The sequence below is a fragment of the Streptomyces sp. NPDC053427 genome (genome assembly GCF_044544985.1).
In the GTDB taxonomy this organism is placed as follows: Bacteria; Actinomycetota; Actinomycetes; order Streptomycetales; family Streptomycetaceae; genus Streptomyces.
Map to the genome: position 1 here is coordinate 731,235 of NZ_JBITYA010000003.1, position 23,741 is coordinate 754,975.

Here is a 23,741-nt window from a genome sequence, read left to right on the forward strand (position 1 = left end):
TCCGCCGTGATCCGCAATCCGTTACGCCGGAGGCTGTGGTGGTGTCCTCCCCGCTTCCTTCTGTCGTCTCCGCATGCCGTCGCGTGATCCGCGCGGACACACAGGGAGAGCCGGCACGGTGCATCGAGGAAAGGCGTCTTCACGCTCGGGACGCGGGGTGTGCGGGTAGCTCCGTACGCTCGTAGGGACAGGTTCCCTTGGGTCGTGCAGAGACGGCCTCGGAGGTGACAGCCATGCGCACCGCGTTGATACAGCTGTCCGTGCACGCATCGGACTTCGCCGACGACCGCCGTCGCCGGGCAGCTTCGCTGGTCCGCGGCCGGACGGGCGACGATCTGGTGGTACTGCCGGAGCTGTGGACGGCCGGCGCCTGGGCCTACGACCGCTGGCAGCACGATGCCGAGGAGGTCGACGGGCCCACTGCCGAGATCATGTCCGCCGCCGCTCGTGAGGCCGGGGTGTGGCTGCATGCCGGATCGATCGTCGAGCGGGACGGGGACGGGACGCTGTACAACTCCGCCCTCCTCTTCGATCGGGCCGGTATTCTGCGCGGTCACTATCGCAAGATCCACCGGTACGGCTTCGACACCGGCGAGGCGACCAGGATGGGCGCGGGCCGCGACATCGTCACCGTGCCCACCGACTTCGGTGTGATCGGTCTTGCCATCTGCTACGACCTCCGCTTCCCCGAACTCTTCCGGGGCCTGCTCGACGCGGGAGCGGAGCTGATCGTGGTGCCCGCCGCGTGGCCCGCGGCCCGCCTGTGCCACTGGCGGCTACTCACTCGCACGAGGGCCCTGGAGGAGCAGGTATACCTCCTGGCCTGTGACGCGGTAGGTACCCACGGCGGTATGCAGCAGGCCGGCCACAGCATGATCATCGATCCCTGGGGAACCGTCCTGGGCGAGGCCGACACCGCGGAGGAAGTGGTGACGGCGGACCTCGACATGGCACACGTCGCCCGAATCCGCTCCGAACTTCCGGTTCTGCGTGACCGTGTCCTCGCCATCGAGGCTCCCGGGGGACGCTGACGCCGGTGGAAAGCCGCCGGCGGGGGCGCGGTCGGTGCACGCGGAACCGGTGCGGGCGGTGGCCGGGGTGGTCGTGGGTCCGGCGCCCCGCTTGTGGTGCGTAGCACCGGGGCATCGGTCGCCCGCCGAGCCCGCCCATGGCCTCCCGTCGAGTTCGGCTTCATCCTTATCGAGAACCACGAAGCCGACGTCGCCCGGCGCTGCCCGGCGTGCGGGCGACGGTTCGTCCCCGGCCACGGCCACCGCCGTGACCAGGTCTTTTGTCGGCCTCGGTGCAGGCAGGCCGCGTATCGCGCCCGCCGTCGGGAGGCCCAGCGGGTACGCGAAGGCGTCACGTCTACTCACGGCGAGGCGGCTGTGACGGGCCACTTCTCCAGCACCTTCGTGCTCAACAACGCTTCTCAGTTCGCGGTGAGGCCGGGGAGCAACACGCTCACCGACCTCCCAAGATCACGTGGGCCACGGCCGGGCTGGACCATGATCAACGATCGGCCCGGCGTGGGTCCGTCCCCGCTCTGGAATGAACCATCAGGATCATCAGTTACACGAGGAACAACCGACAGCATGTCGTTCCTCTCGGCTTGGAGGAGCTTTCCATGACTGCAGAACTGGACGGATCCACCGCTCTTGTCACCGGCGCCACCGCTGGCATCGGCCGGGCCATTGCCCTTCGCCTGGCAGCGTTGGGGGCCTCGGTTATCGTCCACGGGCGGGACGAGCAGCGAGGCGCTGAGACCGTCAAAGAGATCGCTGCCGCAGGCGGGAAGGCCCGGTTCGTTGCTGCGGATCTGAGTAGCTCTCAAGATGTCCTGCGTCTTGCCGCTGAAGCAGGCGAGGTGGACATTCTGATCAACAACGCCGGTATCTACCGGTTCGCCAGTACGCCGGATACCACCGCCGAGATGTTCGACGCTCACATGGCCGTCAACTCACGCGCGCCGATGCTCCTGGTCGGTGCCCTCGCCCCGGGAATGGCTGCGCGGGGGCGTGGCGCCATCGTGAGTGTGAGCACAGCGGCGGCTACCACCCCGGTGCGGGGAACGGGCGCTTACGGGGCCTCCAAAGCTGCACTCGAACTTCTCACACGAGTATGGGCTGACGAGTTCGGCGCCCGGGGCGTGCGCGTGAACGCCGTGGCCCCGGGCCCTGTCCATACCCCCGGGACGGAGGAGATGGGAGATGAAACCCTCCAGGTGATCGGGCGAACCACCGTACTGGGGCGGGTCGCAGACCCTGAAGAAATCGCGGAAGCGGTGGTGTTCCTTGCCTCCTCCCGCGCCAGCTACATCACCGGCGCGGTTCTCGAGGCACGCGGCGGACAGCTCGCGATCGGCTGACTCCGGGCTGGGCCGCGATGGGCATGCCAAATCTGATGCCCATGCCCATGATGTCCGTGGACTGGTCGGCGTACGCGACGGGAGAGGCCCACACCACGAGCAGCGGCTCGAGGCCCGGGAGCGGCCCGTTCGGGCACGAGGCGAAGGTCCCCGGGTGCTCGGTTCGGCCACGGCTGCCTCGACCCGTAAGGAAGCTGATTCTGATCCTGGCATGAGCAGTTGACGCGGTGTAGCTACCGCAGCAGCAGGCGAGACGACGACCACGACCGTCGCCGAAGCTTCTGGTGGCCATGCCGGTCACAGTCGGTCTGCATTCTTCGGCATGCGGTCAGGGTCGGTCTGGGGGAGGCTGACGTGTTGGTGGAGTTCTGTGTGACCGTGTACCCGCTGTCGGGCTGGAGCCGATGATCCCCACACTGACCTCCTTCAGGGCGCCTCCGTTCCTGGTGCCCGATCGCAGCTTCGTTCCGGCCCACTTGCGCGTTCTCAACGCCCTTGCCGAAGCGTCGCGACCCGGACGCCGACTGGCGGCTCGGAGTGCGCGCCACGGGGCTCGACCCGGTCGGCCGTCAGGTCCTGTTGGCTGACGGCGAGTCGCTGCCCTACGACAGGCTGCTGATCCACCGGAACCCGGGCGCGCACCTGGCCCCAACCGGAGCAGGCCGCCCAGGACGGAGTCTTCACTCTGCGCACCCGCTCTTCGACTACTAGATGCTCTCACTGGAGCACTGGAGCACTGGAGCAACGCGGTCGCGCAGGCCGAGGTGGCGGCCCACAACACGGTCAGCCCCGGGCCGCCGCGGCGCCCGCACCATGCGGTTCCGGTTTTCCGGTCGAGCCAGTTCGGCGTCAACATCAAGTCCGTGGGCGTCCATACCGACTTCGACCAGGTGGTCGTCGCCCAGGGCTCACTCGCGGGACGCAGTCTGGTGGCGGTCTACGGCTACCGGGGCCGCATCACTGCCGCGGTCGCCGTCAACATAGCTAAGTGGCTGGAGTACTTCCAGGGCCTGATCGAGACCCCGCCCCGTTCCCGCCCGCGCCCGGCGCAGCCGACGGTCACCCGCTGGTGACCGAATTTGCGCTCCCCTCCGACGTACCGGATTCGAAGGGACTGTCCCACGGCCCCACCGTCGCGCTGACCGGTCACCTGCCGGTCCGCCGGCTGACCGTGGTGGGGCCCGCCGGTTGACCTTTTCGTCTTTCCCTGTCACGAGGAGCCCGCCGATGGCTGTCGACACCCTGGTGGAGCGGATCACCGACTACGCCAACCGCCCCGACCCCTACGCGCGAGCCGCAGGGCAGGGCGCGGCGGAGCGAACTCGCCGAGTGAGGTGCCGCTATAACGAACGGCAGGCCAATCGGCATGTGGCTGACCGTGTTTCTCAGACCGTGTCCTCCATGGCTTTGGGCCGTTTTGAGACGAGAGAGCAGGTGACCGCGAACGCTGGGGTGCACATGACGTCCACTTCCCCTCATCGGGAGCCGATCCGCGTCGGTGTCGTAGGTCTGAGCGCGAGCGGCGGGTGGGCGGCCACCGCCCATGTGCCGGCGCTGACCGGACTCGACGGATACGAGTTGCGGGCCCTGAGCGCCAGCAGCGCCGAATCCGCGCGTGCGGCCGGCGAGAAGTATGCGGTGCCGCTGGCCTACGGCAGCGCGGAGGAGCTGGCCCGCAGTGAGGAAGTCGATCTCGTGGTGGTGACGGTGAAGGTCCCTCATCACCTGGAACTCATCCGACCCGCGCTGGAAGCGGGAAAGATGGTGTTCAGCGAATGGCCGCTCGGTGCCGACCTCGCGCAGGCCGAGGAACTGTCCGACCTCGCGCACCGCAGGGGCGTGCTCACGGCCGTCGGCCTGCAGGCCCGGTCGGCTCCGCCGCTCCGCTACCTGCGGGACCTGGTCGCCGACGGCTACGTGGGGCGGGTGCTGTCGACCAGCATGCTCGGGTCGGGCTGGATCGGCGGCGCCACCTACGACGACAACTATGCATACGTGCTGGACGGCACGAGCGGCGCCACGCTGCTGTCGATCCCCTTCGGGCACTCGGCCGACGCGCTGACCATGGTGCTCGGGGAGTTCCGCGAGGTGTCGGCTCTCATCGAAAACCTGCGCCCGGAGGTCACCCACGTCACGAGCGGGGCGGTCGTGGCCAAGACTGCAGAGGACCAGATCGCCGTCACCGGGGTGCTGGAGTCGGGGGCCGTAGCCGCGATGCACATCCGCGGTGGGACGTCACGTGCCACCGCGTTTCACTGGGAGATCAACGGCACGGAGGGCGATCTCGTCGTCAAGGCCGATCAGGCTCAGTGGTGGTTCGGGGGGCTGCGGCTCCACGGCGCCCGGGGAGAGGACGGCACGTTGGCCGAGCTACCGGTTCCCACCCGCTATCAGCGCTCGCTGACGCAATGGACCGAGCGATCCACCGAGCCCGCCTGCAACGTCGCCCACGAGTACGCGCTTCTGCGCGACCAGATCACCGGGAACCTTGCGCCGGATGAGGACGGCGTTCCCGACTTCCGGCACGCCGTCCGGCGACACCGCATGCTGGAGCGGATCCGAGAGGCGGCGCGCGCGGGCCGGAAGGTCACACTTGCAGGGCAAGGCTCGTAGGCCCTCCCTCGGGAGCTTGTCCCTGTGGGCGCCGGTGAGCGCCTGGAGGGCCACGTGGTCCCCGCCTGCCTGGTGGAAGGTGTCGATGCGATCGCGGATGCGGTCCTCGTCGCTCCAGGCGAAGACCATGTCGATCAGGCGGTCGCTGCCGCCCTCGGCCGGGTCGGCCTCGGTGAAGCCGTGCCGCAGGAAGTTGTTGGTGTAGTTCGGCAGGGTGAGGTACATGGCGAGGGCGTCGTGGGCCAGAGCGCGGGCCCGGGCCGGGTCGGTCTCCAGGACCACCTTCAGTTCGCTTGCCCTTGCCCTTGCCCTTGCCCTTGCGGGCCGCGGTGTCGATCCCTTCCAGCGTCGACTCGCGGCTGTTCTCCCGCTCGGTCTCCCATCGCGGCGAAGAACGCGAACAGCGGCTTGCCCGGCCCGGTCGGGTCGTAGATGCCCGGCAGCGGGCCGGCGAGCATCTCCGGCACCAGGCCGTGGGCGGTGAGGTGGTCGGCGAGGGCGGTCAGCTCGGTGGCGTCGCAGCCGAGCCACTTCAGAGGGCGAAACGGGCAGCGACCGACCGTCACATTGACTATCTGGCGGCGGGTCAGCTGATGCTGCGCTGGTTCTCGCAGTCGCCCAGTCCGCGACGGCTGGTCCTGCTGGACCGGGACCGTATCTGTCTCGCGGCCTCGCCGCGTCGCCGTCTCGCGGCGACCAAGGCCGACGACTTCGAGATCGTGGCGGAATTCAGGCCGACGAGGCGCGCGTCGAGGCGGAGGCGGGGCAGCCGCGAGGCTTCGCCACGTTCCGTATCCGCTTCGCGGACGGATCCTGGCTGGAACTCGGCGGTCTGGCCGAGCCCGAGGACGCCGACCACTTCCTGCGGACGGCGGCGGCTGAAGCCGGAGCCTGAACCCGGCTGTTTCTCGGTCACGCCCCATTAGGCCCGTATCTGCGAACCGTTCGGCCCAGCGTCGGTGCCCTCAGGACATGTTCGGGCCGCCCCGGTGACGGTGTTGGGCGCGATGCGGGTGGTCGGAGGGTCCGGCGGCCCGGCCGCGCGGTTCCGGTCGGGTGCTGCCCGCCAGGGGAAGACGAAGCGGAAGAAATCCAGCGTCCACGCGCGCTGTTCCTCGGTGTCCGGCACCCTCGCCCCCCGAGCCCGTTCCATGGCCGTCCAGGCGGTCTCCGGGGTGATGCCCTCCAGGATCATCAGGGAGACCGCGATCAGGGAGGATCGTCCGATGGCGCAGCGGCAGTGCGCCACGACATGCGCACCGGCCCGTAGCTCCTCGGCGAGATCCCGCAGCACCGGCAGCACGGCGGGGATCGAGGGCACCGTGAAGTCGGGGATGGGCAGGGCGACGAACCGCAGCCCGGCGGTCTCTGCGAGTTGGGGCTCGTCGGCGAGCCCGAGTTGGGCACGCTCGGCGGCGGGGAGGGCGCTGACGACGACGTCGGCGCCGGCGCCGCGCAGGGCCGCCATGTCGCCGGCCAGGTGCCCGTGGCCGCGGGGCCGGGCCATGGTGCTCAGGCGTCCCGGTCCCCGCGGACCGGCGACGGTGTAGAGGACGGGGCTGGACGGCTCGGTCATCAGGCGGACGCTCCCGGCGCGAGTCGGCGGTAGCGGCCGTCGCATTCGGCGGCGAGCCAGCCGTTGAGGCTGCCCAGGCCCCGCTCGTTGAGCTGCCCGTCGTGGATGCCGTAGGCCCGTTCCGGCTCGATGGCGCGGACGAAGTCGATGGCCTCGTCCGTCTTCATCCATGAGCCTTGCAGGGGGACCAGCAGGGTCTCCACCGGCCGGTCGGGACGGTGCAGGGAGTCGCCGGGGTGGTAGAGGCGGTCCTCTACGAGGTAGCCCAGATTGGCGCAGTCCGGGAGGTCACCATAGATGCGCGCGTGCCGCCCGCCCTGTGCGGTCACCCGGAAGCCGGCCGCGGTGAACTCCTCGCCGGCGACGACGCCGGTGAAGTCCAGGCCCGGGATCCGTGCCGACTTGGGGGCGTAGACGGGCACGCCCAGCCCCTTCAGCCGCAACGCATCGACGTGATCGGCGTGTTCGTGGGTCACCAGGACCGCGTCCGCGCCGACGAGAGCCTCGGGCTCGCTCCAGATGCCGGGATCGATGACCAGCGTGCCGCCGCCGTCGTGCAGTAACCGGACACAGGAGTGGGTGTACTTGGTAATCCGCACCCGCGTGAGCATAGCCCGCAGGCTTGCGATTTCTTCGGGAATGGCGAGAATTCCGCGAACCCCGCAACCGGCTGTCCCGGCAACCAGCGGTTCCACCGCAAACGCAGTGGCAGTCACCGCGGATGACCCACCGGCTTCGACCAGAGGGTCTGCAAACGCCGCAACGAAGGCAAGTCAAGCGGACCATCAACGCCCGCAAGGCGTTCCGGGATGCGGCGACCTGATAGGGCAAGCGTGCCAACCTCTTCCACGGCACCGGTACCGGCCTTTTCACGGCCATACGGCTAGGGCTCCGAACCTGAGCCTTGCCCATGCCGTGAACTCTTGTTGGAGCGGTTTGATGGTCGACGACGGTGACGGAAAGTCATTTGACCGGCCCGTTTATGGTCTTGGCATGACGAACGCAGTTCATCTGGAGAAAATCACCTCGGACAACTTCGACATCGCAATCGGCCTGAAGGTGCGCTCCGATCAGGAGCATCTGGTTGCGCCGGTCGTGAAGTCCCTGGCCGAGGCGTATGTCCACCCCGGCGTGGCCTGGCCTCGTCTCATCGTTGACGACGACCGGCCCGTCGGTTTCCTCATGGCCTTCTTCGATATCGACTACGCCGGCGACGGCACAGGCACCGACATACGCTCTGGCCTCTGGCGCCTGAACATCGCGGCCGACGAGCAGGGCCGCGGCTATGGACGCTTCGCGGTCGAGTCCGTGGCTGCTGAAATTCGCCGTCGGGGTGGCACCCGCCTCACCACCAGCTGGCACCCGGGCGGGGACGGTCCCGAGTCCTTTTACCTGGGGCTCGGGTTCCGACTGACGGGAGAGATGAGTGGGGACCAGACGGTCGGCGAGTTGGACCTGCGCTAGGTCTTGATCCGCTCGACAGGCCGCTAGGAGCGGGGCGGGGATGTGGCGTGGGGCCTCGAAGCGCGGGCCGGGTGACGGGAAGCCGGGGTGCTGCCGGTCAGCGGAGACCCGCAGGGCGCTCAGCGACGCGCTACGTCGTAGCCGGTCACGAGCCAGACTTCGCGCCCGTCGTAGAGCCGCCGCGGCACATGAATTCGGTTGCGGCGAGACCGGTGAGCCCGGTGAGGTAGCACGATGGACGGTGCCATGGAACGGGCGCAACGGGCGAGGTCAGGTCGAGTCCGTACGGTCACGACGCGGCCGACTCCATGGCGCAGGTCGGCGGTGCTCGTAGCCCTGATGCTGGCCGCCTTCACCTTCAACACCGCGGAGAACCTGCCGGTCGGCCTCCTGGAGCTGGTCTCCGAAAGCCTCCGGGTGTCCGTGTCAGCGGTCGGCCTCCTCGTCACCGGCTACGGCGTGACGGTCGCCGTGGCGTCTCTGCCGCTCGCCCATGCCACTCGGGCCGTGCCCCGACGCCATGTGCTCACGGGAGTACTGGCCACGCTCGTCGTATCCAGTCTGCTCGGCGCACTGGCCACCTCCTACTGGCCGCTCCTCCTGGCGCGGCTGTCGACCGCGCTCGCCCAGGCGCTGTTCTGGGCCGTCATGGGGCCGGTCGCGGTGGGCCTGTTCGCACCCGAGGTCCGCGGGCGCGTGGTCGGGGCGCTGTCCGTCGCCGGTTCACTCGCCCTCGTGCTCGGCGTTCCCGCCGGGACCTGGCTGGGCCACCAGAGCGACTGGCACCTGCCCGTCGCGCTGCTGGCGGCTCTGGGGCTCATCTCTCTCGTGACGATCGCCGTTCTGCTGCCGCCCGCACGTCCGGAAGAAGAGCACGCCGCCTACGGAACCACTCCGGACGCCCGCCGGTTCGGGACCGTAGTGGCGGCCGGAGCCCTGTCCGCCACGGGGGCGTTCGCGGGATACACCTACCTCGTGAAGTTCCTGGGCGACGTGAGCGGGTTCTCACCGAGCACGGTCAGCACCCTGCTCGTGGCTTTCGGTGGTGCGTGTCTGGCCGGGGTGAGCATCACCGGGGCACTGCTGGACCGCTCTCCGCAGTCCGCACTGACCACTGCCGTGGCCACACAGGCGGTGGGCATGCTCGGCCTGTACGCGGCCGGCAGCGATCCGGTGGCGGCGGTGGTGTTCCTGGTGCTGATGGGCGGTGCGCTCGGACCGGTGTTCATGACCACCCAGAACGAGATGCTGCGGTGCGCACCGGGTCGCACGGATCTGGCACTCGCGGCGAACTCCGGTGCCTACAACGCCGGTATCGCGGCGGGCGCCGCGCTCGGCGGACTGATCCTGCCGCTCACCGACGTACGGGGCACCTTCCTCGCCGGCGGGCTGCTGACCGCAGCGGCCTGCGCGGTACTACTCGGCGGACGGCTGCTATCTGGAGGGCCGCTTCACGCCCCTGCGGCCCGCTCCCGGTCGACTGCCCGCATCGACGAGACCGGCCTCACGTCCCTTGACCAGTCACACCCATCCGACCTGAGCAGATAGGGCGGTCCGGTTCTGCCGCCGTGCAGGCCCCGTCGGGCACATCGTGCGACGGCCGGCCCAATGACGTGGACCGATCACCACGAGGTGGATCGATGCTGCGGACCGTGTTCGCGTGGTTGTTGCATGACTGAGCAGGCGGGAGCCGTAGTTCGGGGGCGGGGGAGGGCCGGGTTCGCTGCGTGGCTAACGTGGCCTCAGGACCCCACCGAACCGTCCCCTGGAGAATCCCCGTGCCCGTGCCCGTGCCCCTCGGCGAGGACGTGGTGGCGCTGCTGCGCCGCCCCAGCACCTGCTACATCGCTACGACGATGCCCGACGGATCGCCCCAGCTCACCCAGACATGGGTCGACACCGATGGCGAGCACGTCCTGATCAACAGCGTTGAGTCGCATCAAAAGACCCGCAACATCGCGCGTGACCCGCGGGTAGCCGTCGCAGTCGCCGACCCCTCGGAACCTGCCTCCTACGTCCAGATCCGTGGCCGCGTGGTGCGTGTGACCACCGAGGGGGCGGTCGACCACATCGAGGCGCTCGCGCAGAAGTACCTCGGCGGGCCCTACCCATGGTTCGGCGGCCGCGACCAGGTCCGGGTGATCTATGTGATCCAACCCGAACGGATCAGCAGCCCCCGCGGTTAGCGACGGCCGCCTCCGCCGTCCGAAGCGCCTGGAGGGCGGCCTCCTTCACGCTGTCGCCCGGCAGCCAGTTGAGATATCGCGCGGCGACCACCATGCCGAAAACCCCTACCTAGGCCAGCGAGCCACCGGGGGTCGGCGCCGAGCCGTGCGGCGCAGTTGAGGACGCGCTGGTCGTAGGCGTCTCGTTCTGGCCGTAGTCGTACTTGAAGGAGAGTTCCTCCCAGGATGCGACGAGTTCCTAGATGTCCTGGACGTCCTTGATGCCGCCGTCGGAGAGGCGGGGGGCCTGGCTCGGCTCATTCTTGCGGCCCCACGCACGACACGTCGAGCTGTCGTGCGTGGGAGCCGCATGTGACGGGTGGCGGAGTCCGCTTCCGGAGCGTGTGACGGCCCGATCTGTCCGGAGGCGGTTCCTTGGTGATCAGTGCCCGGACGGCGGTTCCGGGCGTGCTGACTCCGGTTTACGAGCCGCCGGACGGTCGGACGAAGTCGATGCGCTCCTCGCTGACCGGGTATCCCGCCGTCGCGAAATGTGTTGCCATCGGGAAGTTCCCCTGGTCGGTGGCGGCCACGATACGGGTCGCGCCCCGCGCCACCAGGTCTTGGGTGCACTCGACCAGCAGGTCGTAGGCATAGCCGTGGCCGCGCTGGTCGGGGAGGACGCCGATGAAGCCGATGCAGGAGGCCGACGGGAGGCGGGCGGGGACGTGGAAGCCCGCCAATTGGCCGGCCGGGGTATAGGCCAGGCGCCACCAGCTCCGTGGGGAAGCCATGCCGCTGAGGAGGCTCAGCAGCTCCTCGACGGCCCCATCTCTGCCGTACTCGGCGATGTCGTGCAGGTCGTGGGCGTCCAAGGAGCCTTCCTGGACCCGGCGCACCACGCTTCGGATGACGTTGTCGTCCGGTTCCGGCCGGTACTCCAGGCGCCCGGTGCGTTCGGGGAGTGGGCAGTCGGGGGTCCAGCGGTATCGGTAACGCTCGACCAGCTTCCGGAGTCCGGCCGCCTCGGCTGCGGCCATCCGGGCTTCGGCTGCGGCTCGAACGTCCGGCTTCTGGCGCCAGCCAGGCGGCAGCAGCAGGTTGTACTCGGCGTACAGAGGCGCGGTGCGCAGCAGTTGGACCGCGGCGTCGGCGTCGGTGAAGTCGAACCAATCGAGGGCGATGGGCTTTTCGTCCCCGGGCTTGGCCCACCAGGCCGCGCGGGCGACGACGACGCCGTCGCGGAGGGCGACCCAGGTCCATTCGGGCCGGTACTGGCCGCCGTCGGCAACCATGCCGTAGGTGTCGCCGAGGACGGCGCGGCCGACGATGCCCGGGTCGGGCAGGGAGGTGAAGAGGAGAGTCTCGCCCGCGGTGAGCGGACGGATGACCAGTTCAGTCATGGGTGAAGCGATCCTTCGGGAGAGGGACGCGCTCCCGGATCAGACCTGGGACGCCCGGTGGAGGGGGCGGGAGCGCACGGCGGTTGTGGTGGGCATCGCTCTCGCCTCCTTCTCTGTGATCATGGGCGTGGGCTCACCTTAGGCGCGGTCGTTCGCAGGCGTCCAGGCCTTTTTCGCGTACGGCTCGCGGCGTCGGGTGCGCAGGGCTGTGATCTGGTCGGGGGGGGGGAGACAGTAGCTGAATTCGGTGCGGACATGGCGGTGGCGGAGGGCTTCGAGTCCGTTGGTGGTGTGGTGGCGTGCGGCGGCGTGTACGTCGATGAGGTCACGGACCGCGCCCTGGTCGTCTTTGCTCACGCATACCGCGCGCAGTATGTGATGGGCGTCGGGTGCCGGGGGAAGGGGGATCTCCTGGGCCGTGCTGCCATCGTCGCGTTCCGGCGGCTGAGGTGTACGCCCGTGATGCAGCTTTCCGGCCGCGGCCGTCGTTGTCCGCCGACACTGTCTACGCTTCCTCTGTGAACGACACCACTTATGGCATACGGATCAGGCCGGGCAACCTGGCCGACGCACCGGCCGTGCTGGACATGCTCGACTCCGCGGTGGTCTGGATGAACGATCGCGGCAACACCGAGCAGTGGGGCACGACACCGTATTCGCAGAAGCCCGGCGGGGTGGCGCGGGTCGAGCGGTACCTGACCGAGAACGCCCCGTACGTCGCGGAGTTGGACGGAGCACCGGTCGGAGTCCTGGTGCTGGACTCCGGGCCCAGTCCTCAGATGCCGATCCCGCCGGCCGAGGAACCCGAGCGGTACGTACGATTGCTGGTCTCCGACCGACGGCACGCCGGTCAGGGCATCGGGGCGGCGCTGCTGGCGCATGCCGCAGAGGAGACGCGGCGGGTCGGCGTGGAACTGCTGCGGGTCGATTGCTGGGCGGGCGGCGGGGGCGAACTGGTCGCGTTCTATGAGCGCAACGGTTTCACTCCTACCGATCGTTTCCTGTCCGGGGCATGGCCGGGGCAGGTGTTGGCCCGGCGCGTCAGCTGACGGCGAGGGCGGGGGCGGGGGAGGGGCGCCCGGCGACAGGGTTGTCCGGCCATCACCCACCGCATCGCCCGCAAAGGTGTCGAGCCCTCACAACGGCTCGGCCGCCACCGCTGGGTGGTCGAGAGAACAGGCAGTCAAGCACCAAGTACCTCGTCGGCGCTGTGCGGCTCCGTGCGCGGCTGTTGGTTGAGCTTGTGGCGCTCGATGGAGGAGTGCCGGTAGACCTCTTTGCGGGCTCGCATGATGTTGCCCAGGGGTGCGTGCTCGGCGGTGACCCGCCAGGGCGTGAAGGACAGCGCGTCCATCTTCTCCAGATTCTCCGGTCCGGAGATGTCCTGTTGGGGCAGCCGCAGCTTGGCCACGGTGACGGAAGGCGAGAGCTGCTCGGACCACTCCACTGTGGTGTCCTCCACCGGCATGCGCTCCAGGTCGGTGCAGAGCTGGACCTGGATGTCGAAGGCGTAGGGCCGCTCCTGCAGCTCGGCTTGCAGCGCCGGCCGGAACACCTCCGCCGCCGAGGCCGGGTCGATGGTGCGCCGGACCACCGCGGCGGCGGAGGACGGGTCGGGGGTGATGCGCACCTTGGCGATGTAGTCCCCGTGCCGGACCGCGCCCATCGTCCAGTAGCTCGACAGCAGCACGTTTGCCGGAGGGGTCTTCGACACGCGAAGGAAGGCCAGGAACTCGTCCCACGCCCAGTCGTCCTGGTCCAGCGTTCCCTTTCCGGTCACGAACTCGGTGAAGAAACGATGCACGCCGGGTCGGCCCTGCGAGAAGTAGGACGGCGCGTCCAGGAACAATTCCTGGATGAACAGGTAATGCTCGACCGTATTGCAGAAGAAGATCGGGCCATTGATGTTGGCGTAGTCGAACGTGCCCGTGTCCGGTTCGTCTTCCAGCAGGGTCGGGCCGGGGATGTCGAACATCTTCAGCGCCAGTCCGGTGGCGGCACCCAGCCGCGCGTCGGCTCCGGTGTGCGGCGAGCCGTTGGAGAAGCGGATGAGCGCCTCGTGGGTTCCCGGTGTCGCGTAGATGCCCTGGGCGTACTCCGGCGGGAGCCCATCGAGGATCTCCACCTCCCCTCGGACCAGCCCGTAGCCCTTGGCATGGGCATCGCGTAGAGCCCGTCCGGTGCCACCGGCCTTGACCGACTCGGTGATGTACTGTTCGGTCTTCTCGATCACCGTCTGCACGTTCTGGTCGAAGTGCGGATCGTCGTCTTCGACGTCCGGCGTGTAGCGGACGAACTGTGCTGCCATGACTTCGACCTCTCCTCGAACACCGTGATGGGGCCTCAGCGGGTAGGAATTGCCGTCAGCTCTCCAGTTCGGCGAGCCAGCGAAGGGCGCGCAGACCCGGCAGGAAGCAGTACTCGCCGCCGCGGGTGGCCACGAAGCTGGGAAGGTTCTGGAGGCGGCGCCGGACCGGCTTTTCCGGGATGGTGGCGCTGCCGGTTCCGTCGTGATGTCCGGCTACCGGGTCCTTTTCGCCGGGGTAACCGATGAAGTTGCCGTCGTTGACCCACTCGGCCTTGATGAATTCGAATTGCCGCTCAAGGTGGGCTCCGATGAAGACGCCGACGAGGCCCCGGTCGGCGCCGTCGTCCTCCAGCACGCCCTCCGGCAGCGGCGGGCCGTAGGTGGTGCCGCGGCGGATGAGGCGGTGCATCCGTGCGTCGCCGATGATGGTGGCGTCGCGGGGGTTGGTGCGCCGGATGTGCGCACCGGCGGGGCACCGGAAGCCACGATCGTCGTCCTCGCGGTACAGAAAGTTGTTGACGCGGTGCGGATCGGCCGCCAGCTCCGGGTCGTCGTGTTCCGGGGCCAGGGCCAGTGGCGCTCCGCTGGGCCAGCGCCCGACCATCTTCGCCGCCAGGAGCGCCTCCTCCTGGGCGCTGGAGGTGTTCGCGCGCAGGTACCGGCGCCAGGCCGCCACATTGGTGTGGACCTTGCGCACGGCCACGTAGGTCCCGTTGCGTCCCAGCACATCGGGGCTGGGCATGGGCGGCAGGCTGCCGGTCTCGTCGGGGTAGCCGAGGAGGAACTCACCGGCCTTGATGGGGGCTTCCTGCGGGTTGGAGCCGGGCAGCCCCACGCCCTCGATGTTCGGATGGCTGATGCCGTCACGGAATCCGAAGGTGGTGCGTCCGGTGGGGAGCTGGTGGACCTCCTGCTGCCAGATCACCTCGACACCGGGGGTGTCCTGGTAAGCGACGCGGGCCCGCTCCAGCTCCTGGTCCAGCTGCGCAGCATCGGAGGAGAGGGCGCTCAGCGCGATATGGACCTCGCCCGTCCCGAACGGTGTCTCCCAGTGCGCCGGGGCGCTTTCGCCCACGTCGCCGATCAGTTCCGCGCGAGCGGCCATGCCCTCACGGAACGCCCGCGGAAAGCTGTCCAGTGACTCCTGGGGCACCCCCAGGGCTTCCAGTCCCTGGTAGGTGAACGCCACCGCCACCCAGGCGTCCCGGCTCCGGTCCGCGCTGGGCAGACCACCGGAGGTCACCGGGAGCAGCCGCCGCAGCAGGGCGCGGCCGGCGTTGCGGTCATCGATGCGCAGGAAGATGAACCGTCCCTCGTAGGGCACGGGCCGTGGACGCAACGCCCCGCTTTGGACGTCGTCGATCTCGACGCGTACGCCGGATGCGCTGCTGCTGTCCGCTGTGTTCATGTCCGCTTTTGCCTTTGCATGGGTCTCTGACTGGGCAGCCCCGCAGCGACTGGTGCGCGCCCGCCGGCGTGGTCCACCGATGGCCACCGATACTGGTCGGGCTTTGGTAGCGGTGCCCGGCTTCTAGGCCGAGGCTTCCTCCAGCAGCTTCTGGAAGGCCGGCGTAGCCACCAGCTCCGCGTTGGCCGGGTTGTCCAGTGCCGCCCGGAACTCGGGCGTGTCCAGCACCTCCTGGAACGCGTCGTCCACACGCTGGTCCTTGTAGATCTGCTGAACGGTCAGATCGGGATAGGCGCTGACGAAGACACCCGCCGGCGCCTGGTGGGCGACGAACCAGTCCTTCGCCCCGGGATCGGTGACGCCGGGGAACCCCTCGCTGTGCGAGAAGACCTTGGAGAAGCGGTCCCCCACCACCGTCTGGGCGAAGTCGTCGATATAGGTGTCCCAGGACCCGTCGAAGACGCTGGCGAACATGAACCGGGTGTCATTGTCGAAGATCACATGCCGTGCATCGTGCAGGGTGCCGATCTGGCGCACCGCCGCATGGACCCTCTCGTCATCCGCCGCGTCGGCGAGCATGGCGAGATCCTCGCGCAGCGCATCGGCCTCGCCCGGCTTGATCTTGGTAAAGACGGTGAACTCGCTGCAGACCCCATCCGACCTGCCCGGGCGCTCGGGGTGAGCTGGCGCGGCTGCACCTGACGTCGCAGTCATCGTGAGACTCTCCTGCCACGGGTCGGTGCGAGGGTCGCCAAGCGTCCGAACACGAGGCGCCATCGCCCTCACAAACCAATCCTCATCGCGGAGGTGCCGCCTCGCATCTTTGCTCCTGGGCGATGCGCTCGCCTGGGGGTCCCCGGGAAGTTCCAGCACTGCGGGGCCCATCCCGATCACTTCACGATGCCGCCCTCAGAGCGATTACGTTCCGTACCGAATTCATCACGGCGTGAGAAGGAGATCGGACTCGGGTACCGGCATGCCGTCCAGCTCCGAGACAGCAGCAACGCGGGCGCTGCAGAGCAAGGCCGGGTCTTCGCGTCCTGAGCGGCTCCCAGGGACAGATCAGGCCAGGCGCAGGAAGATGGAACTGGGACGTGCCGAGTACGTCGCCGTCCCCTTCTCGGGCAGCCACTTCCACACAGCCGAGAAGTCGAGAGACAGCGGCACAGCCGACCGCACAACAGCCCTTTGCGCTGCCCAGGCGGTCGTGGCACTGCTTCCGCCACGCCCTGCTCGACTGGATCGCCACCCTGACCCCACACGGAGGCAATCATGGGCAAAGTTCTCGGTGACGTGCTGGGTCTTGCGGCCGGCGTCGCGATCAGCCCGCTCCCGATCATCGCCGTCATCCTCATTCTCGCCACGCCTCGGGGACGTCTGAACGGGCTGCTGTTCACCGTCGGCTGGATCCTGGGACTTGCGGCGCTGGGTGCGGTGATGCTGGCGGTCGCCTCCCCTGCCGGTGCCTCCACCCATAATCACCCGGCCACCTGGGTGGGAGCCCTCAAGGTCGCTCTGGGCGTGCTCCTGGTCCTCTTCGGCGCCCGGCAGTGGCACCGGCGCCCCAAGGACACCTCGCAAGCGCGGCTGCCGAAGTGGATGGGCGCGATCGACCGCCTCACGCCGGTCAAGGTCTTCGGACTCGGACTGGCCCTGGCCGCGCTCAACGCCAAGAACGCCCCGCTGACCATCGCCGCGGGTGCCTCGATCGGCTCAGCCGGAATTCCAGTCGGGCAGCAGATCGCATCGCTGGCCATCTTCGTCCTCATCGCCACCCTCGGCCTGCTGGCCCCGCTGGGGGTCTACCTCCTCGGGGGAGAGCGAGCCAAGACCACTCTTGGCAACTGGAAGGACTGGGCAGCTCAGCACAATGTCGCCGTGATGGCGGTCTTGTTCTTCGTTCTTGGGTTGAAACTGCTCGGAGACGGCATCTCCATCCTCGTCTCCTGATGGGCTTACCCACGCGTGGCAATGTGGTCCGAAACCTCGGTAATGCGGTTCCACCCGGCTGATACGAGAGGGCCTCGTCGACCGCGATGCGGTCGCCTCCGGGGTGGCGGCCCAGGACACTGTTCTCTCGACCACCCAGCGGTGGCGCCGAGCCGTGGTGAGGGCTCGACACCTTTGCGGGCGATGCGGTGGGTGAAGCCGCGCTCATGGAGCCATCGCCGCAGGTGGTCGTGGTCGTAGCCCTTGTCGGCGTGCAGCTTGGTAGGGCGTCTGCGACGAGGACCGCGCCGGGACCGGGCTGCGACGCCCGGGACCGTCTACCCGGGGTACGTATGTTCGCTTAACCTGGATGCGGCGGTGCTCTGACAAGGGGCCATGCCCGGACGGCCCTGGATGCGGCGGTACTCTGCGCGTTTGGGAACCGGCGCCGCCCGGCCCGGATGCAGGGACGGACCAGCCCAAGCAGATACAGGTGAGGTATGGAGACCAGCTTCGTGCCCGTTGCGAGCCCGCTACGGCGAGAACCGCGAAAGCGGGTGACGGGAGAAGCAGTGCACGGCGGGATCCCGGCTTCGAAGGCGAGGCGTCGTGGATAAGGTCGTGCTCACGGCCGCCGGTCTCTACGTCATCGTCCTGCTGCGAGCCGGAGGGACCTTTGCCGTCGGGTGGCTCGCCGGTGCCGGCGCCAGGCGCGGCAGACTCGCGGAGCGGATCTCCTCGGCCAAGTTCCGGAGAGCTGAACGAGCGATCCAGCGGTGGGGCGCACCGGTGGTGGCCATCTCTTTCCTGACCGTCGGTTTCCAGACCGCTGCCAACTTCCTGGCGGGGAGTATGCGCATGCCCCTGTCGCGCTATCTCCCGGCACTGTTCGTGGGGGGAGCGGGCTGGGCGCTGGTCTACGCGACGGTCGGGATCGGCGCGCTGGAACTGCTGGGAAGGCTGTTCGCCGAGCAGACGGTGCTGGGTGTGTCCGTGGTCGCCGCCCTCCTCCTCGCCATGTGCGGCGTGATGGTGTACCAGCGTAGGAAAGCAGGGTCGGCCGACCGCGACACCGCAGCCGACGAATCCTGAAAAGCTGCCCGCGCCAGTGACCGACACCTCGGCGTAGTTGAGGCACTGCACTCCCTCCGCGATGTCGAAGCCTCGGTCGAGAGGCCGAGGCTCGGCCACGTCGCCGACCTCGTAGCGCACACCGGGCGGGTCACGCTGGCCCGGGTGGCGAGGGATTCGTTGCACGGCATCAGCGGCATCAGCGAATTCGACGGTGTCAGTTCGTACCGTCATGGCTGCAGTCGGAGTGGCTGCCGTTCTTCGCGCCCGTGGTGTCGAGGCGGCAGAAGCACGACGCCTCGACGGGGACGTCTGCGAGTGCGGTGGCCATGGTGAGTTGATGGGCGATGATGCGGGCTTCTCCCGTCCTGCCGAGCCGCACGAGGCATTCGTGGAAGCCGTGCAGGGCCCAGACGTTTCCTGGATGCTGCGAAGACCTGGGCAGGGTGTTGTCGAGTCCGAGATCGGCCCGGTAGACGGCCTCGGCCTCTTCGACCCGGCCCTGTTCCAGCAGCAGCGCCCCGTAGGCGTGGCGGGTCGGCTGCATCCAGCCCCACGGTTCGTCGTAGGGCAGGTTGTCGTCGAGTTCGATGGAGCGCTCCAGGGAGGTGAACGCCTCCTCGAACTCGCCCTTACGGTACGCGAGTTCGCCGTCGAGCATGGCGGAGGCGATCGTCAGGATGTCCCGGCATGTGTTGTTGAACAGCGTCCGCGTCACGGGAACCCGTTCGGCCGCGTGGCGGAACAGTTCTCTTTCGGCCTCGGCCTCGGCGATCTCCCCTGTGGCGGAATACGCCACTGCACGCGCGTAGTGCAGCATCGCCGTGGTGACGCAGTACAGCACCGGGTCGGAGGGCATCGGCAGCGCGAGGATGTCTGTCCACCGGCCGAAGCGGATCAGCACGTGCACCCGCATGGCAAGGAAGCCCTCCAACCAGTCGGCCATGGGAGGACTCTCCACGCGCAGCAGCTCCTCAGGGATGGACGCCTCGAGTTGCGCGGCCGTCTCCAGCGCCGTCCTGGACCGGCCGAGGAACATCGCACCGTAGATCTTGAAGTGGTAGTTGTGCGAGCGGTACAGCGTGTAGAAGTTCATCGCGCCGGCTCGCCGCAGGTACTTCTCATCGGCCCTGATCGCGTCGCTGTTGCCCGACACGACCTTTCGATAGTCCCCGCACAGCACATCGAGATGGGAGGGCATGTGGCGCAGATGGCCCGCGTCCGGGACCAGCCCTGGCAGCCGGTCGGCGACCGAAAGAGCTTTCTCCGGCGTCGGCGACATCTCCATCAGGTGGATGTACAGGTGCAGCACGCCCGGGTGATCGGTGTCGGTCTCGGTCAGCAACGCGCGCTCGAGGACGGCCTTCGCCTCCAGCGTGCGCGCGCCGGCAGCCGGCTCGCCCGTGCGCAGGTCCCACAGCTTCCACGGAGTGAGGTTCATCAACGCGTCCGCGTAGAGGGTGGCCACGTCCAGATCGTCGGGTGCGAGTTCGTACACGGCGCGCATGGCCTCGGCATAGGACGCGTTCCAGACGGAAAAGTCCCGCGCGGCGTGCGACGAGGGATAGCGCTCGCGCAGTGCCTCGATGAGTGCGCGCTCGGTCGGCGTGGCCCCGTCGCACAGTGCATGGGCCCGTTCGACGGCGGCGTGCGCCCGCTCCACCGTGCGCTGCAGATCGGCGTCGTCGAAGAACTCCCAGGGCTTGTTGTAGTTGGGGCCCAGGGCATACGCGACGCCCCAGTACGCCATGGCACAGTCGGGGTCCGCTGCCGCCGCCGATCCGAAGCACCTGACCGCCTCTTCGTGATGGAACGCGAAGCTCCACACCAGACCACGGTCGAACCAGCGCTGGGCTTCCGGCGAACGTGTCGATACGGGCCGGGCGAAGTTCCCGAGGTCGAAGTAGTCCATGACGATCTCCTGCACAGGAATACGACGCGACGACAGCCTGCGCCCAGTACGCAGAGCCCGATCGAGGCCTTGTTGCGGTTGGCCTCCGCGTTGACGAACAGACCGAGCCCGCAGCGGCTTCCTCCTGCTGACAGCGGGCGCAGAACGCAGACGCTTACCTCCAGCCTATTTCTGAGATCTTTGGCGACCTAGCACCACAGGGGACCTCGTTCTGTGATGCCGGTACGTGGAAGGCCCCGGTCCTCCCGCCACACGTGTGCCCTTCCCGGCCAGGCGGCAGTGCGGCCTCGTCCTCATCCCGCCACGAGCACGCTGACCAGGAACGCGCCCGGTTGCACTGCCGCAGTGCGGCTGGACATCTCCAGCACGGGCCACACGATCGGCACGACTCCGGCCATGGGTCCTCGGCTGAGAACCCGCTCGACGAGGCCGGCAGACTACCCGCGGAGCGCGACACCCTCGCAGAGGGCGCGGCGGCTTTGCCGTGCTCGACCCGAGCCCGCGGCCTCCGGCCCGACCTCGGCCTGGGACCGGCGGCTGCGCACTGGCCTCCGGCCCAGGAGGCTCCCGTCTCGCTTGCGGGCGTGGATGTCACCGGAAGTCGGCGGCGTGGTCGCAGACCCATTGGTGGTACGTCCGTGCCGGCGCGCCGGTGACCGCTTCGACGGTGGAGGTGAGGGCCGGGCGAGGGGCGTCGAGCATGTCGGCGTAGCCGTCGAGGAGGGCGTCCGCGAAGGCGTTGGGAAAGCTTTCGTCGGCCAGGAGCCGCTGGCGTGCGGCCTCACGGGACAGCTCCTGCCACAGGAGTGGGCGACCTATTACCGCGCCGATGGTCCGCACTTGTGCGGTCTGGGTGAGGACCTCGGGGCCGGTCAGGCGGTGGACGGCACGATGATGGCCGTCTTCGGTAAGGGCGTGCACGGCCACGGCGGCGATGTCCGCCTCATGAAGGAGCGCCATGGGTACGGCCCCGTAGGCTCCCTGCACCACATCGCCGGTGCGGATCTGATCGGCCCACCACAAAGTGTTGGCGGCGAAGGTGCTGGGGCGCAGGTGCGACCAGGTGAGCCCGGACTGCTCGATGAACTCCTCGACCTGTGCGTGGGACTGGCCCACGGGGTGGGACTGCTGCGCTGGGGTGAGTCCGTCCTGAACGGCGCCGGACGACAGGAACACCACTCGTCGGGCATGCCGGGTGACGGCGTTCACGACGGCGAGCGCGGGTTCGGCGGTGTGGAAGGGCCACATCAGGAACACGGCGTTCACCCCCTCCAGCGCCGTCTCCAGTGCGGCGGGGTCGGCCAGGTCCCCTTGTCGCACGTCGACTTCGTCGGGAAGCGTGGCCGTCGAAGGGTTGCGGGTCAGTGCCCGCACCGTGGAGGTGCGGGCGGTGATGAGTTGGGACACCACCTGTCGGCCGACGTTCCCGGTGGCTCCCGTGACCAGGACCGTGTTCTCGGCATTCATCGCGGCTCTCCTTGCCTGTGCTGTGCCGGTGCGTACGCCGGTCACGATTACGGGCGTGCTGCAGAGGAACCAGCCGGCGGAGCATCAGTGCAGGTATCCGTCATGCAAGAGCCTGTGCCGGTGGATACCGTCATGCAGGAGGCGACCGCCCGCGGCCTGGTCCCTGCCCGGCCGGATCGACGGGCGGGGGCCGTTCCGCACGGTATCGACCACGGTCAACAACGAGCGGAACAACGCACCGCACGCTCGGCTGCCCGGCTCACGTCGTCTCTGACCAGGCAGCCGGCGTAGGCGCCGCGGGTGGCGCAGGCGGCGCGCGTAAGGCGAAGAGCCCCGCCGGTCGGACCGGCGGGGCTTTCGAGGCATCAGTTCATCAGCAGTAGCCGCGTGTGCGGTACGAGCTTCCGGTTCACGCTGGTGCTCTGTACAAAGATCGTGAAGTCGTCGTTGTGGTCCGGCTTGATGCGAACTTCCCTGTCCGGCAGGCCGAGCAGGGCTCGGGCCTCCGGCCCCGTGTACACCCGGTCCGTCTTCTTCTCCAGCACCGCAATCTGCTTCTGCGCCTGGATCTTCTCCGACTTACTCAGTTGATAGAACGCACCACCGGTACGGTAAGAGTGCCCGCATTCGATGACCCATTCCCGGATCCCCGCTTCGCGAGCCACCGGAATCAACTGGTACTCGGACGGATTCACCGGGGTGAGACCGGCCGCCTTTATGGTGTCCTTGTTGACGGTCTCGGCACCCGTGGAGAACACCGCCCGCGATCCCCGGATTCCCTGGGTGCGGCCCACCATGAATTTCTCGGTTGCCTGCTGGATGACGTGCCCGGCCTCCTCCAGACCCCGTGTGCTCGTGGCGTCCCAGACGGCGACGTTGTCCTTCGGGAAACCGCACTGCATGGCCTCGCGCTTGCCCATCTGGTCCGGCACAAGGACGGCCAGCGTCCAGTTGTCCTGCTGCGTCTCGATCATCTTGACCACGGCCTGCACCAGTTCACGCGGATCCCTGGCAGGGGCCTCCGGGCAGCGATGACTTGCGTTCTCCTGCCCGTCGGTCAGTACGAACGTCAGGAAGCTGTGGTCGCCGTAAAGTTGAGCCGTCTGCGCCAGTTCCCGCTGCGACTTCAGGGTCGCCGCCAGCAGAGCCGTCATTCCACCGACCCGGTAGTGTTGCTTCAGGGACGGCATCCGCAGCACGTCCTTGTCGTAGATGACGCACTCCACCTTGTCTGCGAAGACGTACACCGTAACGCGGGTTTCCTGGTCCAGTTCCTTCGATCGGCGGGCCAGATATGCAATTTGCTGGTCGGCGACTTCGACGACCTTGCGGCTCAGGTGTGACATGGACGAACTGGCATCCAACACAAGAGCAACGTGATTGATGTAGTTCTGGCTTCCGGACATGACCGCTCCCCCTTTTTTCCGACTCGATGCACTCATCGTCTCACCCACCACTGACAATCGATCTTGGAGTGCAGGTTGGAGCAGGCACGAAGCCCGGACCGGCCACGAGGAAGATCCGGGCAGTACGAAGCGCCGCGGCCACGCCCACGAGCCCGGCGCCGTCGGACCTGCTCTCACCCGCTGCCGGTCTGGGTGACGACCACGGCACCCTCTGGCGTTCACCGCACGTGCCTCACCCGCCGTCGCCCAAAGAGATCGAAGCCGCTCAGACGCTCGCTGACGCGGAGGCATGACCAACTCGCCGCCCGGGAAGTCCGGTTGGCCATACCTCGTCACGGCCGCCCGGGGGCGTGGAGGGGCGCGTGCGCGAAGGTGGTCGCCTCCCAGCTGCACTATTCGGCCTGGGCAGCGATCCATGATCGGGTAGGGTCCTTGTCATGTCCTACATGTTCGTCCGCCTCCGGACCGCCTAAGACGTCTGCCGCCGCAGTCGCTCAGCGACCGGCGCCGGTCGAGGAACCCGCAGGAGACCACCGCGGTCTCACGGCACTGCCCTGCGGGTATCGCTCGAACCTGACCGTCGACGCGCACAGTTGTCGGTGAGCGTCTCCACGTCATGTGCTGCCGCCGACCGGTCGGCACGCGCTGGTT

At 68.4% G+C, this 23,741-nt stretch carries 21 protein-coding genes and 3 pseudogenes; 11 read left to right on the forward strand and 13 right to left on the reverse strand.

Features of this window, described 5'->3' with window-relative positions; translation table 11 throughout:
* Positions 1–233: 233 nt before the first annotated feature.
* From ACIGWZ_RS11370 to ACIGWZ_RS11385, 4 genes and pseudogenes are all read left to right on the forward strand, one after another.
* The gene (locus tag ACIGWZ_RS11370) at positions 234–1,031 is read left to right on the forward strand and encodes a carbon-nitrogen family hydrolase (protein WP_400063121.1); all 798 of its coding nucleotides are present in this window, start codon (positions 234–236) and stop codon (positions 1,029–1,031) included.
* A gap of 596 nt (positions 1,032–1,627) precedes the next feature.
* The gene (locus ACIGWZ_RS11375) at positions 1,628–2,368 is read left to right on the forward strand and encodes an SDR family NAD(P)-dependent oxidoreductase (protein ID WP_400063123.1); all 741 of its coding nucleotides are present in this window, start codon (positions 1,628–1,630) and stop codon (positions 2,366–2,368) included.
* Positions 2,369–2,848: 480 nt separating this feature from the next.
* Positions 2,849–3,560: pseudogene (locus tag ACIGWZ_RS11380) on the forward strand (oxidoreductase C-terminal domain-containing protein); the annotation flags it as partial.
* A gap of 35 nt (positions 3,561–3,595) precedes the next feature.
* Positions 3,596–4,981, forward strand: a complete 1,386-nt coding sequence (locus tag ACIGWZ_RS11385) for a Gfo/Idh/MocA family oxidoreductase (RefSeq protein ID WP_400063126.1) — start codon at positions 3,596–3,598, stop codon at positions 4,979–4,981.
* A gap of 284 nt (positions 4,982–5,265) precedes the next feature.
* On the opposite strand, the gene ACIGWZ_RS11390 is transcribed toward ACIGWZ_RS11385, so the two are convergent.
* The 4 genes from ACIGWZ_RS11390 to ACIGWZ_RS11405 are packed head-to-tail and all read right to left on the reverse strand — an operon-like array spanning position 5,266 to position 7,168.
* Positions 5,266–5,547, reverse strand: coding sequence for a resolvase (locus ACIGWZ_RS11390; protein WP_400063128.1), 282 nt, complete (start codon positions 5,545–5,547; stop codon positions 5,266–5,268).
* Between the two features lie 20 nt (positions 5,548–5,567).
* Positions 5,568–5,897 carry a hypothetical protein gene (locus tag ACIGWZ_RS11395; RefSeq protein WP_400063130.1) on the reverse strand — a complete coding sequence of 110 codons (330 nt, stop codon included), beginning with the start codon at positions 5,895–5,897 and terminating at the stop codon, positions 5,568–5,570.
* A 6-nt stretch (positions 5,898–5,903) separates the two neighbouring features.
* The gene (locus ACIGWZ_RS11400; RefSeq protein WP_400063132.1) at positions 5,904–6,557 is read right to left on the reverse strand and encodes a tyrosine protein phosphatase; all 654 of its coding nucleotides are present in this window, start codon (positions 6,555–6,557) and stop codon (positions 5,904–5,906) included.
* Positions 6,557–7,168 carry an MBL fold metallo-hydrolase gene (locus ACIGWZ_RS11405; RefSeq protein ID WP_400063133.1) on the reverse strand — a complete coding sequence of 204 codons (612 nt, stop codon included), beginning with the start codon at positions 7,166–7,168 and terminating at the stop codon, positions 6,557–6,559. Before ACIGWZ_RS11405 ends, ACIGWZ_RS11400 begins: the two co-directional genes overlap by 1 nt.
* A 382-nt stretch (positions 7,169–7,550) precedes the next feature.
* Between ACIGWZ_RS11405 and ACIGWZ_RS11410 the strand changes: the two genes are divergently transcribed.
* The 3 genes from ACIGWZ_RS11410 (at position 7,551) to ACIGWZ_RS11420 (ending at position 10,207) form a co-directional block, all read left to right on the forward strand.
* Positions 7,551–8,021, forward strand: coding sequence for a GNAT family N-acetyltransferase (locus tag ACIGWZ_RS11410; RefSeq protein ID WP_400063135.1), 471 nt, complete (start codon positions 7,551–7,553; stop codon positions 8,019–8,021).
* Positions 8,022–8,360: 339 nt separating this feature from the next.
* Complete coding sequence (locus tag ACIGWZ_RS11415) at positions 8,361–9,569, forward strand: MFS transporter (protein WP_400063288.1); 1,209 nt, start codon at positions 8,361–8,363, stop codon at positions 9,567–9,569.
* Between the two features lie 230 nt (positions 9,570–9,799).
* A complete protein-coding gene (locus tag ACIGWZ_RS11420; protein WP_400063137.1) occupies positions 9,800–10,207 on the forward strand; it encodes a PPOX class F420-dependent oxidoreductase in 408 nt (135 codons plus the stop codon).
* 461 nt (positions 10,208–10,668) lie between these two features.
* Here ACIGWZ_RS11420 and ACIGWZ_RS11425 read toward each other — a convergent pair whose 3' ends face one another.
* Together ACIGWZ_RS11425 and ACIGWZ_RS11430 are read right to left on the reverse strand one after the other, a co-directional pair.
* A complete protein-coding gene (locus tag ACIGWZ_RS11425; RefSeq protein WP_400063139.1) occupies positions 10,669–11,589 on the reverse strand; it encodes a GNAT family N-acetyltransferase in 921 nt (306 codons plus the stop codon).
* 138 nt (positions 11,590–11,727) lie between these two features.
* Positions 11,728–11,946 (reverse strand): hypothetical protein, encoded by a 219-nt coding sequence (locus ACIGWZ_RS11430; RefSeq protein WP_400063141.1) that lies wholly within the window; start codon positions 11,944–11,946, stop codon positions 11,728–11,730.
* Between the two features lie 161 nt (positions 11,947–12,107).
* On the opposite strand from ACIGWZ_RS11430, the gene ACIGWZ_RS11435 reads away from it, so the two are divergent.
* Positions 12,108–12,638: a GNAT family N-acetyltransferase gene (locus ACIGWZ_RS11435; protein WP_400063143.1), complete on the forward strand. Its 531-nt coding sequence runs from the start codon at positions 12,108–12,110 to the stop codon at positions 12,636–12,638.
* 30 nt (positions 12,639–12,668) lie between these two features.
* Positions 12,669–12,767: pseudogene (locus ACIGWZ_RS11440) on the forward strand (IS5/IS1182 family transposase); the annotation flags it as partial.
* A gap of 5 nt (positions 12,768–12,772) precedes the next feature.
* Here the strand turns inward: ACIGWZ_RS11440 and ACIGWZ_RS11445 are convergent.
* From ACIGWZ_RS11445 to ACIGWZ_RS11455, 3 genes are all read right to left on the reverse strand, one after another.
* On the reverse strand, positions 12,773–13,897 hold the full coding sequence (locus ACIGWZ_RS11445; RefSeq protein ID WP_400063145.1) for a catalase family protein: 1,125 nt from the start codon (positions 13,895–13,897) through the stop codon (positions 12,773–12,775).
* Between the two features lie 55 nt (positions 13,898–13,952).
* A complete protein-coding gene (locus ACIGWZ_RS11450; RefSeq protein ID WP_400063147.1) occupies positions 13,953–15,305 on the reverse strand; it encodes a Dyp-type peroxidase in 1,353 nt (450 codons plus the stop codon).
* A gap of 123 nt (positions 15,306–15,428) precedes the next feature.
* Positions 15,429–16,019, reverse strand: a complete 591-nt coding sequence (locus tag ACIGWZ_RS11455) for a hypothetical protein (protein ID WP_400063149.1) — start codon at positions 16,017–16,019, stop codon at positions 15,429–15,431.
* A 558-nt stretch (positions 16,020–16,577) separates the two neighbouring features.
* On the opposite strand from ACIGWZ_RS11455, the gene ACIGWZ_RS11460 reads away from it, so the two are divergent.
* Complete coding sequence (locus ACIGWZ_RS11460) at positions 16,578–17,255, forward strand: GAP family protein (protein WP_400063151.1); 678 nt, start codon at positions 16,578–16,580, stop codon at positions 17,253–17,255.
* A gap of 105 nt (positions 17,256–17,360) precedes the next feature.
* On the opposite strand, the pseudogene ACIGWZ_RS11465 reads toward ACIGWZ_RS11460, so the two are convergent.
* Positions 17,361–17,569, reverse strand: a pseudogene (locus ACIGWZ_RS11465) (IS5/IS1182 family transposase); the annotation flags it as partial.
* Between the two features lie 274 nt (positions 17,570–17,843).
* On the opposite strand from ACIGWZ_RS11465, the gene ACIGWZ_RS11470 reads away from it, so the two are divergent.
* A complete protein-coding gene (locus ACIGWZ_RS11470; protein WP_400063153.1) occupies positions 17,844–18,326 on the forward strand; it encodes a DedA family protein in 483 nt (160 codons plus the stop codon).
* A 196-nt stretch (positions 18,327–18,522) separates the two neighbouring features.
* Here the strand turns inward: ACIGWZ_RS11470 and ACIGWZ_RS11475 are convergent, their stop codons facing one another.
* From ACIGWZ_RS11475 to ACIGWZ_RS11485, 3 genes are all read right to left on the reverse strand, one after another.
* Positions 18,523–20,217, reverse strand: a complete 1,695-nt coding sequence (locus tag ACIGWZ_RS11475) for a hypothetical protein (protein ID WP_400063154.1) — start codon at positions 20,215–20,217, stop codon at positions 18,523–18,525.
* Positions 20,218–20,808: 591 nt separating this feature from the next.
* Entirely contained in the window at positions 20,809–21,684 is an 876-nt protein-coding gene (locus ACIGWZ_RS11480; protein ID WP_400063156.1) for an SDR family oxidoreductase, read from the reverse strand.
* Positions 21,685–22,049: 365 nt separating this feature from the next.
* Positions 22,050–23,090: a vWA domain-containing protein gene (locus tag ACIGWZ_RS11485; protein WP_400063158.1), complete on the reverse strand. Its 1,041-nt coding sequence runs from the start codon at positions 23,088–23,090 to the stop codon at positions 22,050–22,052.
* Positions 23,091–23,741: the final 651 nt, after the last annotated feature.

Bases quoted from the DNA above. Each gene is read 5' to 3' on its own strand.
- ACIGWZ_RS11370 (WP_400063121.1), top strand. From the start codon at position 234: ATGCGCACCGCGTTGATACAGCTGTCCGTGCACGCATCGGACTTCGCC.
- ACIGWZ_RS11375 (WP_400063123.1), top strand. From the start codon at position 1,628: ATGACTGCAGAACTGGACGGATCCACCGCTCTTGTCACCGGCGCCACC.
- ACIGWZ_RS11385 (WP_400063126.1), top strand. From the start codon at position 3,596: ATGGCTGTCGACACCCTGGTGGAGCGGATCACCGACTACGCCAACCGC.
- ACIGWZ_RS11400 (WP_400063132.1), bottom strand. From the start codon at position 6,557: ATGACCGAGCCGTCCAGCCCCGTCCTCTACACCGTCGCCGGTCCGCGG.
- ACIGWZ_RS11405 (WP_400063133.1), bottom strand. From the start codon at position 7,168: ATGCTCACGCGGGTGCGGATTACCAAGTACACCCACTCCTGTGTCCGG.
- ACIGWZ_RS11410 (WP_400063135.1), top strand. From the start codon at position 7,551: ATGACGAACGCAGTTCATCTGGAGAAAATCACCTCGGACAACTTCGAC.
- ACIGWZ_RS11415 (WP_400063288.1), top strand. From the start codon at position 8,361: ATGCTGGCCGCCTTCACCTTCAACACCGCGGAGAACCTGCCGGTCGGC.
- ACIGWZ_RS11425 (WP_400063139.1), bottom strand. From the start codon at position 11,589: ATGACTGAACTGGTCATCCGTCCGCTCACCGCGGGCGAGACTCTCCTC.
- ACIGWZ_RS11445 (WP_400063145.1), bottom strand. From the start codon at position 13,897: ATGGCAGCACAGTTCGTCCGCTACACGCCGGACGTCGAAGACGACGAT.
- ACIGWZ_RS11450 (WP_400063147.1), bottom strand. From the start codon at position 15,305: ATGAACACAGCGGACAGCAGCAGCGCATCCGGCGTACGCGTCGAGATC.
- ACIGWZ_RS11455 (WP_400063149.1), bottom strand. From the start codon at position 16,019: ATGACTGCGACGTCAGGTGCAGCCGCGCCAGCTCACCCCGAGCGCCCG.
- ACIGWZ_RS11460 (WP_400063151.1), top strand. From the start codon at position 16,578: ATGGGCAAAGTTCTCGGTGACGTGCTGGGTCTTGCGGCCGGCGTCGCG.
- ACIGWZ_RS11475 (WP_400063154.1), bottom strand. From the start codon at position 20,217: ATGGACTACTTCGACCTCGGGAACTTCGCCCGGCCCGTATCGACACGT.
- ACIGWZ_RS11480 (WP_400063156.1), bottom strand. From the start codon at position 21,684: ATGAATGCCGAGAACACGGTCCTGGTCACGGGAGCCACCGGGAACGTC.
- ACIGWZ_RS11485 (WP_400063158.1), bottom strand. From the start codon at position 23,090: ATGTCCGGAAGCCAGAACTACATCAATCACGTTGCTCTTGTGTTGGAT.